The sequence below is a fragment of the Pseudomonadota bacterium genome (assembly GCA_018817425.1).
Classification (GTDB): domain Bacteria; phylum Desulfobacterota; class Desulfobacteria; order Desulfobacterales; family RPRI01; genus RPRI01.
The window spans coordinates 11926-23386 of the sequence record JAHITX010000015.1 but is presented as its reverse complement, the minus strand read 5'-3'; the positions used below and the strand labels follow the sequence as shown (position 1 = coordinate 23386).

Here is an 11461-nt window from a genome sequence, read left to right as displayed (position 1 = left end):
GCCATGGGATCAAAGCAAAAATGGCCGATAGTTCTATGAACTGTAAGATACTTAAATAAAATATGGTGCCGGAGGTCGGAATTGAACCGACACGAAGTTGCCCTCGGAGGATTTTGAGTCCTCTGCGTCTACCAGTTTCACCACTCCGGCACGTTTTGGGTTTATAATCAATATTTCACGATATTGTCAACAAGTTTAGGCTTTTTATTATTCTATCTTTGAACCATAAAACGTAATGCAAGACAAAGCCCTGATATTGTTTTGCTGTCTGTAATCTCACCTTTTGATATCATATCCATAACATCATCTAATTTTAATTTGTGTACTTTTAGTATTTCATCCTTATCAAGATTTTGCTTTGATTCAACAAGATCTGTGGCAAGAAAGATATGTATGCGTTCGTCAGAATAACCGGGAACAGGTAAAATTTCGATTAATTTTTCCATTTTGTTCGAACTATAACCGGTTTCTTCGATAAGTTCTCTTTTTGCGCATTCAAGCGGCGTTTCATCAGGTTCCAAAACACCGGCCGGGATTTCCCATATAAAGTCTCCGGCTGCATAGCGGTATTGTTTGATCAATATTATCTCGTTTTCAGCCGTTAAGGGTACTATAGCAGATGCACCGGGATGGCGGATTATATCAATGTTTGTCGTAAGTCCGTTTGGCAGGGTAACATTGTCTGAATAAAAGCTAAATACCCTGCCTTTGTAAATCAGTTTACTGTCGTTAAATATTGCCGACACTTTTACTCCAACTTTATTTATAGCACAAGTGGCGGGGTATGAAACTCCTATAGCCGTCAATATTTCATCCCGGGATACTTCGCCTTCTCTTACAATAACCGGAAGCTCTCCCGTTACATCAACTACTGTTGAGCCTATACCACCCTTAAGCGTTCCGGCGTCAATTATAAGATCAGCTTTTTCAGCTATTTCAGGATCTAAATCCCGGATACTAAAACAGCCGGAGGCTCCCGACATATTTGCGCTTGTTCCGGTTATCGGTGCTCCTACAGCTTTTACCAGAGCCATAGCAACAGGATGACCCGGTTTTCTGATACCTATTTTACCGCTTCCTGCAGTAAGGTTTGCCGGAAGACTGGTATTGGCCTCGAGTATGACAGTAATTAATCCGGGCCAGAAGCTTTTCATGATCTTTTGAGCCATTGGAGTAATATTTTTTACAACGCAGGATATCATCAGATGGCTGTCCGCAAGGACCAATAATGGTTTTTTCTCCGTACGGCCCTTTATTTCAAAAACCCTCTCAACCGCTGTTTCATTATAAGCATCAACAGCAAGACCGTAAAGACATCTGGCAGGAAATACTACTACTCCACCGCTTCTTATAACCGATGCCGATTTTTTAATTAATTCCGGATCAGGTTTATCCGGGTCTATTTTTATAATTTTATCAAAATAATTCAAGTTTTTTTGCTTTCTTTTCAACCTGAGCTGCCATATCTTTTTTAAATTCATCAAGCATGGTACAAAGCGCCGGATCTGAAAGCGCAAGAATCTGGGCAGCCAGTATTCCTGCATTTCTTGCCCCTGATTTACCTATAGCAACAGTAGCCACAGGCACACCTGGTGGCATCTGAACGGTAGACAACAAGGAATCAAGTCCTGAAAGACACGACGAATCTATAGGAACCCCAATCACCGGAAGAGAAGTATGTGCTGCAAGTACTCCTGCAAGATGTGCCGCATGGCCGGCACCGGCAATTATTACTTTTACTCCACGCTCTCTTGCGCTCAAAGCAAGCCTGGCTGCTTTTTCCGGAGTTCTGTGGGCTGATGCTACAGTGATTTCAAAGGTGATATCGAATTTTTTCAATATGGCAACTGTTTCTTCCATCACTGAATAATCTGAATCACTTCCCATTATAACCGAAACCAAAGGATGTGCTTTAAGCCGTTTTACAGCCTTTTGCCCTATATCTGTTCTAAACTGAACACCATTCCAGTTGATTTTCAGTACAGCCCGGTATGCTTTATCAATTGCAGCAGATACGGTATCGCCAAGCGCTGTAACGCCTAAAACCCGCCCGCCATTTGCAACCACAGAACCGGCTTTTATAGCAGTGCCTGCATGAAATACAATAGAATCTTTTATCCGTGCTGCATCTTCAAGCCCATTTATAGTGATCCCCTTTTTGTAAGCGCCCGGATAACCGCCTGAGGCCATCACAACACAAACTGATACCCTATCATCAATTTCTATAGTACAATTATTAAGCCTTTCTTCTATTACAGCCTCCATTATCTCAATTAAGTCGCTTTTTATACGAATTAAAAGAGCCTGGGCTTCGGGATCACCAAACCTGCAATTAAACTCTAGAACCCTGATTTTGTCTTTATCAATCATAAGTCCGGCATATAAAATACCTTTGTAGGGTCTGCCCTCGGCAGCCATAGCCCGGACAGTGGGGATCATTACCTCTTCCATGATTTTTTTATGAATATATTTATCAACAACCGGGGCAGGCGAATAAGCCCCCATACCGCCAGTATTCGGGCCTTTATCTTTATCAAAAATCGGTTTGTGATCCTGTGAAGACGGCAGAGGAAGAACGGTTTTCCCATCCGTAAATGCAAGAAACGAGGCTTCTTCTCCTGCAAGCAGTTCTTCTATAACAACTCTTTTGCCAGCATTGCCGAAAGAGCGTTTTATCATTATATCGTCAAGTGCTTCTATCGCCTGCTTTTCAGTTGAGCATATGATGACTCCCTTTCCGGCGGCAAGTCCGTCTGCCTTGACAACACATGGAGTTTTGGTTTTGCGGATATAGCTTACAGCTTTTTTATAATTTGAAAATATTTGACCGGCAGCTGTTGGTATCTTATATTTTATCATCAGCTCTTTGGAAAAACATTTGCTATATTCCAGTTCGGAAGCTCTCATGGAAGATCCGAAAATTTTCAACCCGGCTTTTTCAAACAAGTCTGTTATTCCATTTGATAGAGGAGCCTCCGGTCCGACAATTGTAAGTGCGATTTTTTCCTTTTTAGCAAATTCCAAAAGACTGGTTATATCATCGGAACTAATAGGAATACATTCGGCAATATTTGCAATACCCGCATTTCCCGGCGCGCAAAAGATTTTTTTTACTTTTGGGCTTTGTGCTATTTTCCATGCAAGCGCATGTTCTCTTCCTCCGCTTCCGATTACCAGTATTTTCATAAAACCTCCGCTAAAGATTTTTTCAAGTAACACCTGATCTAAACGATGCTCTTTTCTTTTATTATCTTATCTGCAATCGCCTTTTTTTTTGCATCAAGCTCTTCTCTGTTGATAATAGCTCCTTTTAAACCACCGCCTAATGATATTTCGGAAAGATAACATTTGTTGTCGGCAGTTACCATAATGTCTATGTGTGCAAAAGGAAACTTGCCCCGCTGCATAACGGTTTTACAGAAAATCCTCTTTTCTTCGTCAAGGGTAAAGGGGGTGCTTGATCCGCCTGCGGCCATATTCATCCTGAAATTATCCGGATTATATCTTGTATACGATTCAATATAATCTTCGGCAATTATCACTCGAATATCCGTAAAATCTTCTATCAATGGCTGCAATATAAAAGGATAAGATGAGTCCGACATTGACATAAAGCTGTAAAGAGTCTCAACCGAATCCCATTTCCTTATGCCAAATCCGCAGTGCATGCGGTCTTCTTTCGTAACAACAACGTCTATTTTATGCCTGTTGTAACAGCTGACAGCGTCTATAAGATCCCTTCTTCTTAAAATGGCACGAGTATGAGGGACCATCCACTTATTCAAAAAAAGAGCCTGTACAACTTTAGAACCGCTTATGGTCTGCGAAAGAGGAGAAGGAACACAAAGCACACCTCTTTCAATAAGATCGATCATCAAAACCTGCTTAATCCTGTCGGAGCCGATTATTCCGTTAAATACATCTCCAGATCCGACATCTTCATAATTATTCATTAATTCTTTAATACTTGATATTATCACTTGCCACCTTTTCTATCTTTTATTTTTCTATGCTCTTCTATACCAAACTCAATAAGCTTATCGAGAAGTTTAGCAAAAGATATACCGGCGGCCTTTGCTGCTAAAGGCAAAAGACTGGTTGCAGTCATACCGGGAATAGTGTTTGTTTCCAAAACATAAATTTCTTTTCCGGCAAGCATCATATCCGTCCTGCTGTAGCCTCTGCAAAAAAGCGCTTTGTGGGCCATCTTCGCATAGGTTTGTGCTTTTTGCGCCATATCATCATCAATCCTTGCAGGACAAATCTCTTTGGTTGCCCCTTTTGTGTATTTTGCGGTGTAATCAAAAAAATTAAAACTTTTATCAGGTATTATTTCAACAATTGGCAAAGTTTTAAGGTCATTATTTCCTATAACTCCGCCGGTAATTTCGATACCTTCTATAACTGTTTCTACCAACACAGTATCATCGCAGGAAAAAGCCGCTTGAACAGCATTTTTATACGCTTCATCCGATTTTACAATTGAAATGCCAATGCTGGAACCGCCTGAAACAGGCTTTACAATAAGTGGTGTACCAAGCCGTTTTACACAGGTTTTATATTCAACCTGGTCGCCTTTTTTGATTATTATATAAGGAGGAGTCGGAATGCCCGATTGTTCGTAAAGCTGTTTTGAAGCAAACTTGTTCATGGCCACTGCACTTCCCAGAACACCTGACCCCTGGTAAGGAATGTCAAGAAGATCCAGCAGACCCTGAATTGTACCGTCTTCACCATAATATCCGTGAAGTATAATAAGTGCAAAATCTATATTTGATGAGTCCGATACGAGACGCAAGAGGTCTGATTTGGGATCATAACGAATAACATCATATTTTGTTTTATCCAGGGCTTCATAAACCTGATTCCCACTATTTATGGATACCTCCCGCTCAACGGATATCCCTCCCGAGATAAGTGCTATTGTAAGCTTTTGCACAATTATAAAATCCTTTTTACAGCAATTATTTTTTAGCAAACCGGTTGACTAATTTTTCAGCGTAGATTTCGGTTTCTTCAAACAATACAGTAGTGTTTCTCATTAGATTTAGTTTCATTTTCATAAAGTTCAGCTTCTTTATCGTCTGATATTTTTCAGCTGTTTCTTCCATGTCGGCAAGCAATTCTTCAGTTTTGACAATCTCTTTTTTAAGCTCAATTTCAGGTGGAATATAATCTGCATTTTTTAATATTTTATACGCAATACGAAGATCTTCAGGAACCATACAGGTTTCCTCAAGAATAAGAGGCTTTCCTGCGCCTGGAAGATTATCAAATTCTCCCTTGCGCTGGGCATTTAATATTCTTTCTTCAACAATTTTATAGAAACCATCCAACATGATTTAATCTGCTCTTTGTAATATTTAATTAATTTCCTGAAAGTTTTCTAAATTAATCCGTAAATGTAACTCAATTAATATAATGAGAAATATTTTCATTTTTTCCTTATCAAGCAGGTTTTCATAGCATATCGCCCGGATTGCAGTCAATAAAGATAACTTTAACTTTCAGGGTAACCGGATCCGGAGACTTTGTCACAATTAGAAAAAAATGTCATTTTGAACTTTATACTGGAAAATAAAAAAACCCGCTATTTCTAACGGGTTTGGCACTATATTGGATATAGATGGATTATGAAATGGTGGCGATGCAGGGATTTGAACCCCGGACCCTGCGGATATGAGCCGCATGCTCTGACCAACTGAGCTACATCGCCATAATTTGAAATGGCCTTCTACCAGCTCACATTGCCTAAGTCAAGCTGAAATCGCTTTCTTTTTTTTTATCCTTTAATGGAGCTTTCAACATTTATGTTAAATTCATCCAGATCGGATGAAGGATTTTTAAATATAACCATAAAAGGAATTATGCTTCCAGGCTTAACGCTTATATTTGATTTCTTATCCCCAAACCTGTTTTGTAATTTTTTTTGGATTATAGCAGGATCAATCTGCAACAAATCTTCTTCGGATATAATATTGCCACAATAAACCGATTCGGCTTTGTAAAGCTTTCCCTTAATAAAAACTTCCCCAATAACTTTAATGTTACTTCTCGGATGCCTGTAATCATTTTTTACTTTGCCAGTAATTACAAAAAGAGTCCCGGATTTTGTATCAACAAAATCTCCCTTAATTGAAGGACGTATAGGTGTTATTTTTAAATTACCGTTTTTATCAATTTTGGATTCAATATATTCACTGACATAAGGGACCTCAATACCAAAAGGCTTGAAAAAAATGAATGCAGCAGCTCCCAGAAGCAAAACCACAATAAGGGCTAAAATCAATAAAAGCTTACCTGAAGACTTCTTTTTTATTGGAGGGGGTACCACTGTTCCGGATGGTTTTTTCGCTCCTACGATAACTGTATCCTCTGCCGCATGCTTATGCATATCTCCAGGCTCAGATCTGTCTGGCCGGGAATAGTGCTTCATATCATCTATAGCGACAGTTGTTGCCAGATAATCAGCTTGCTTATCTGATGATACATCAGTCTCTATAGATACTTCAAGTGTTTCATCTGAAAGTTCTTTGACTGGCTCATCTGCAATTGTTTCATTATCGAGCATTTTTTCCAGATCTAAAAAATCAAGGGTATCCTCATCCAAAGCGACTGTATCGTCAAAATTAAGATCTTGATTGCTATCTGAAGGAATATCCATTTCTAAAATTAATTCGGCAGTTTCTTCGGCAGGATTGACAACCGATTCCTCTGTGCCTGTTTCATTATCGAGCATTTTTTCCAAATCGGAAAAATCAAGCTCATCAGGCTCTGCCTCAGTCGTTTGTGCAAAAGACTCTGGTTCTATATCTAAGCTGAGGGTAAGGTCGTTGGCTGTTTTATTGTCATCTTCTGTGGAATCTGAAATTTCTTCAACATCAGGCATACTTTCCAAATCGGAAAAATCCAGTTCTTCCACACCGTTGCTTTTTATAATCTGAGAGTCCAGGTCGTTTTCAAATTCTAATTTTAATTCTTTTGTATCATCCTCTATCTCATCTATTTCCTCTATATCCGAATCTTCGAAATTATCAATTGCTGCATCTATCTCAGAAAGATCAATCTCCTCTGTGTCACTAAATTTTAATTCATCTTTATTAGCATTATCTTCAGACAGAAGATTATCAAAACTGATTTCACCGTTTTCAAGCATTTTTTCAAGTTCAGAAAAATCTATTTCTTCGGAATCTGAAGTTTCGGGCTTTTCCCTGCTGTCAGCAGTTGAAGCAACGTCCCCCATTTCAAGGCTTTCGCTTAAGTCTGCAAAATCAAGTTCTTCCTCCTCTTGTACAGCTTCTTCGGCCTCCGGCTTTGCTTCTTCTTTTCCTAAGGCTTCTTCAAACTCTGAGATATTAAGGTCTTCGGGATCGGAAAGTTCAAGTTTTTCATCGCTGCTGTCAGCTGAAACATCAGTTGTAACAACTTCTTGTTTCTCAAGGCTTTCGCTTAAATCTGCAAAGTCATGTTCTTCTTCATCTTGCGCAACTTCTTCAGCCTCTGGTTTTACTTCTTCTTCTATAGCTTCACTAGCTTCCGAATCAGAAAAAGAGTAATTTTCTGCCTTTACCGGAGGTACTCCTAACTCTTGTTTTTCAATACTTTCCGGGAGATCCTGTTCTTCTGTGGCAACAGGCGGATATACCATAAAAATAATTTTGCATATTGAACACCTAACTTTTGATCCCGGTTTTTTTACTCGTTCATCTTCCAAATTAAAACTGGTACTGCAACCCTTACAGGTAACTATCATGGCATACCCCCTGCTTAAAGTTTGAGCTGGTAAATTTCCGGCAGATTTCTGTACTTTTCGGCGTAATCAAGACCATACCCAACAAGAAATCCACTTTCAATTACATAGCATGAATAGTCTACTTTAATATCTGCTTTTCGGCGTTCATGCTTATCCAGCAAAGCACAAATTTTTATACTTTTTGGAGCAAAAGATTTTAAATAGTTAATAAGATAAACTAAAGTACTGCCCGTATCAACTATATCTTCAATAATCAGGACATTTTTATTTTTTATATTAATATCAAGTTGTTTGGTTAAATTTATCTTACCGGAACTGTTGGTATCGGAACCATAACTTGAAGTACCTATAAAATCAACCTCAACAGGAATTGTAAGGCATCTCATAAGATCGGACATGAAAACAAAAGCACCTTTTAAAATCCCCACAAGAACAAGTTCTGAATCTTTATAATCGGCTGAAATTTTGCGGGCAACCTCAGCAACTCTCATATATATAACATCTTTTTTTAAAAGAGGAATAAGTTCATGCATATGTAAGTCCAAAACGACTTTTAGCGAAAACACAAAAAATTGATGCGAATAACAAAGTATTATTTAATTATCTTTTTAAACTTTTTAATACATTTAACTATGCTTCCTGTCAATTAATTTAATTCGTTATATGCCTGTTGCAGCAAGTTTTTCTATCAATTCCTTCTGTTCCGAAGTCAGGCTTTTTGGTATAGTGATATTGATGGAAACATATAGATCGCCTTTATTTTTAACATTCATTTGAGGAAGTCCATGACCGGCAAGACGCATTTTGGTTCCATGTTTTGTAGCAGGAGGTATTTTAAGGTTTAGTTCCTTGCCCTCAATTGTGGGAATAGATATTTTTGTTCCAATAACAGCTTCGGTAAGCTTAATGCTTTTTTCAATATAAAGGTTATGTTCCTTTACAGTGTATAAAGGATTATCCAAAACCTTTGCCTGGATATAAAGGTCGCCGGGTTCTGTGCCATATGGGCCGGGTTCTCCCTTGCCCGCAAGACGTAGTTTCTTGCCCGATAGCATTCCTTTTGGTATTTTAACGGTAAGTTTCTCCGAACGTTTGTCATGCCTGAAACTGATAACTTTTGTAGTACCATTTGCAACCTCTTCCAATGTCAAAGGAAGCTCGTAAACAAGATCCTGTCCATGAGCCTGTTGCTGGTAAGCGGAAAAATTTCCAAAAGGTGAACCTGTTCCGCATGTAGGCCGCCTACCGCCGCCTCTGCCGGAAAAAGCACCACCACCAATACCAAACTCTCTTAAAATATCACTGAAATCAAAGCCTCTGAAAATATCTTCCTGTGAATATTTTTGATTAAAAGCTGTTGATCCGAATTCGTCATATTGCTTTCGTTTTTCTTTATCGCTTAAAACTGCATAAGCTTCACTGATTTTTTTAAATTTTTCTTCGGAACTTTTATCATCCTTTGCATGGTCAGGGTGATATTTCATAGCAAGTTTTCTGTATGCCTTTTTAATCTCATCATCAGTAGCAGTTTTTTCGACACCAAGCTCTTTATAATAAGTGGTCTCGGCCATATAAATTCCCTTTTATTATTGTTCGATGAACTTTAAATAATTACTATTATTCTTAATATAATTATTTTGTTTAAATAATCAAATAACAATTTTAAATAATTATAATAAGGTTAAAGCCAAAACCTGTCAAGAATCATGCAATAATCTATCAAAAATTAAGTTTTTTATCAGGTACTTGCTGTCTGCGTTCGAAAGCTTTTATTGCTATCATAAGCACTGAAACAGCAGCCGGAGTCATACCGTCAATACGTGAAGCCTGGCCAAGGGAAGCGGGTTTTATTTCAGTAAGTTTTTCTTTAAGTTCATTTGATAATCCATGAACATTTGAAAAATCAAACCCGGCAGGAATTTTTATTTTTTCCAGATTTTTAAACTTTTCAATTTCTTTTCGCTGTCTTTCAATATAGCCTTCATATTTGATTCCTATTTCAACCTGCTTAGTTACTCTTGCGTCTAAATTTTGGCAATCACCCGCAAGAATACAAACAGCACTATAATCAAGCTGTGTTCTTTTTAAAAGCTGCTCCAGATATATGCCATTAGTTATAGGATTGGTACCCTTGCCTTCTAAATAATCATTTACTTCTTTAGATGGCTTTATGACTATGCTCTTAATTCTTTTTAATTCAGCTTCAATTTGCTTTTTGTGTTCATGCAATTTCATAATGGTATCATCATCAATTAATCCCAGCTCATATCCTGACTCCATAAGCCTTAGATCGGCATTATCCTCACGCAACATCAGCCTGTATTCAGCTCTTGACGTAAACATCCGGTAAGGCTCACAGGTACCTTTTGTAACAAGGTCATCAACCATTACAGCCATATAAGCCTGGGATCTGTCCGGAATAAAAGGAGGCCTTTTTTGAACAATGCAGGCGGCATTTATTCCTGACCATAAACCCTGGGCTGCTGCTTCTTCATAACCTGAAGTACCGTTAATCTGACCGGCCAGAAAAAGTCCCGAGATCAGCTTTGTTTCAAGCGTTTGTTTGAGCTGAACAGGGTTTATATAATCATATTCAATGGCATAAGCAGGCCTTATTATTTGTGCCTCTTCGAGTCCTTTAACAGATCTTACAAGCTGAATTTGCACTTCGACAGGAAGACTGTTGCCAAGACCGCTTGCATATATTTCTTCAGTATCAAGCCCTTCCGGCTCAAGTATTACATGATGAGTTTCTCTTTCCGGAAATTTTACAATCTTGTCTTCAAAAGAAGGGCAATATCTTGCCGAAACACCTTTGATTATGCCGCCATATAGTGCAGAATACTTAAGGTTATTCAATACTATTTCACGGCTTCTTGTGCTTGTATGGCCCATGTAGCTTGGTGTCTGAGGCAGTAAAATGTCTTTTGTGAAAACCGAAAAAGGAGTTGGATTACACTCCGAATCCTGTCTTGTAAAAGCGGTAAAATCAATGCTTGATTTCTTTAATCTCGGAGGAGTTCCGGTTTTCATTCGCCCAAGGTTAAACCCAAGCTCTTTCAGATTTTGTGCAAGGCTGTAAGAGGCAAATTCTCCGGCTCTTCCTGCTTTCATGGATTTAGAACCAATATGAATAAGCCCGCTTAAAAAAGTTCCGGTAGCAAGAACTACGGTTTTTGCCATATAACAAAAACCTGTATAATCCATAATACCCGCTATCTTTCCGTTTTCAACAATAAGACGTTCTACAAACACCTGCTTTAGATCCAGATTTGCTTGTTTTTCAACAACAGCTTTCATGGCTATGTGATATCGCAATTTATCATTCTGGGTTCTTGATGAATGAACAGCAGGTCCTTTTCTGGTGTTTAGTGTTCTGTACTGTATTGCGCTCTTATCAGCAACTCGTGCCATTTCCCCGCCAAGAGCATCTATTTCTTTTACAAGCTGCCCTTTAGCCATTCCTCCGATAGAAGGGCTGCACGGCATAGCCGCGAGCTTGTCAATATCTATTGCAACAAGAAGAACACTGCAACCCATTCTTGCTGCGGCAAGTGCTGCTTCACATCCGGCATGTCCTGCACCAACTACGATAATGTCATATTTTTTTTGATAAAAGCTCATTTTATTTCATGTTTAGTTGAATTATATTGCTATTGTTCAAAACCGATAGTGTTAGGATTCAAGGAATTGAGCTAACCGCACTTG

The 11461-nt window shown here is 38.6% G+C and carries 9 protein-coding genes, 2 tRNA genes and 1 pseudogene; all 12 read right to left on the bottom strand.

The annotated features are described in order from the left end of the window. Nucleotides 1–63: 63 nt before the first annotated feature. A tRNA-Leu gene (locus KKC46_03975) sits at nucleotides 64–150 on the bottom strand. A gap of 62 nt (nucleotides 151–212) precedes the next feature. Beyond that, a complete protein-coding gene (locus KKC46_03970; protein MBU1052971.1) occupies nucleotides 213–746 on the bottom strand; it encodes an NUDIX hydrolase in 534 nt (177 codons plus the stop codon). A 54-nt stretch (nucleotides 747–800) separates the two neighbouring features. Then, nucleotides 801–1481, bottom strand: a pseudogene (locus KKC46_03965) (threonylcarbamoyl-AMP synthase). Continuing rightward, nucleotides 1417–3186 carry a phosphoribosylamine--glycine ligase gene (gene purD, locus KKC46_03960; protein MBU1052970.1) on the bottom strand — a complete coding sequence of 590 codons (1770 nt, stop codon included), beginning with the start codon at nucleotides 3184–3186 and terminating at the stop codon, nucleotides 1417–1419. Before purD ends, KKC46_03965 begins: the two are co-directional and overlap by 65 nt. 38 nt (nucleotides 3187–3224) lie before the next feature. Further along, nucleotides 3225–3980: a hypothetical protein gene (locus KKC46_03955; GenBank protein ID MBU1052969.1), complete on the bottom strand. Its 756-nt coding sequence runs from the start codon at nucleotides 3978–3980 to the stop codon at nucleotides 3225–3227. Then, nucleotides 3977–4939, bottom strand: coding sequence for a D-alanine--D-alanine ligase (locus KKC46_03950; GenBank protein MBU1052968.1), 963 nt, complete (start codon nucleotides 4937–4939; stop codon nucleotides 3977–3979). The genes KKC46_03955 and KKC46_03950 overlap by 4 nt, the downstream gene beginning before the upstream one ends. A 25-nt stretch (nucleotides 4940–4964) precedes the next feature. Next, complete coding sequence (locus tag KKC46_03945) at nucleotides 4965–5339, bottom strand: DUF1992 domain-containing protein (GenBank protein MBU1052967.1); 375 nt, start codon at nucleotides 5337–5339, stop codon at nucleotides 4965–4967. Nucleotides 5340–5639: 300 nt separating this feature from the next. Next, nucleotides 5640–5716, bottom strand: a tRNA-Met gene (locus KKC46_03940). Nucleotides 5717–5782: 66 nt separating this feature from the next. Further along, entirely contained in the window at nucleotides 5783–7753 is a 1971-nt protein-coding gene (locus KKC46_03935; protein MBU1052966.1) for a zinc-ribbon domain-containing protein, read from the bottom strand. A 14-nt stretch (nucleotides 7754–7767) separates the two neighbouring features. Further along, nucleotides 7768–8286, bottom strand: a complete 519-nt coding sequence (hpt, locus tag KKC46_03930) for a hypoxanthine phosphoribosyltransferase (GenBank protein MBU1052965.1) — start codon at nucleotides 8284–8286, stop codon at nucleotides 7768–7770. Nucleotides 8287–8412: 126 nt separating this feature from the next. Next, on the bottom strand, nucleotides 8413–9324 hold the full coding sequence (locus KKC46_03925; protein MBU1052964.1) for a DnaJ domain-containing protein: 912 nt from the start codon (nucleotides 9322–9324) through the stop codon (nucleotides 8413–8415). Between the two features lie 148 nt (nucleotides 9325–9472). Continuing rightward, the gene (gene mnmG, locus KKC46_03920) at nucleotides 9473–11377 is read right to left on the bottom strand and encodes a tRNA uridine-5-carboxymethylaminomethyl(34) synthesis enzyme MnmG (GenBank protein MBU1052963.1); all 1905 of its coding nucleotides are present in this window, start codon (nucleotides 11375–11377) and stop codon (nucleotides 9473–9475) included. Nucleotides 11378–11461: the final 84 nt, after the last annotated feature.

Coding starts and splice junctions, on each gene's coding strand:
- purD (MBU1052970.1), bottom strand. CDS start 3,186: ATGAAAATACTGGTAATCGGAAGCGGAGGAAGAGAACATGCGCTTGCA.
- KKC46_03945 (MBU1052967.1), bottom strand. CDS start 5,339: ATGTTGGATGGTTTCTATAAAATTGTTGAAGAAAGAATATTAAATGCC.
- KKC46_03935 (MBU1052966.1), bottom strand. CDS start 7,753: ATGATAGTTACCTGTAAGGGTTGCAGTACCAGTTTTAATTTGGAAGAT.
- hpt (MBU1052965.1), bottom strand. CDS start 8,286: ATGCATGAACTTATTCCTCTTTTAAAAAAAGATGTTATATATATGAGA.
- KKC46_03925 (MBU1052964.1), bottom strand. CDS start 9,324: ATGGCCGAGACCACTTATTATAAAGAGCTTGGTGTCGAAAAAACTGCT.
- mnmG (MBU1052963.1), bottom strand. CDS start 11,377: ATGAGCTTTTATCAAAAAAAATATGACATTATCGTAGTTGGTGCAGGA.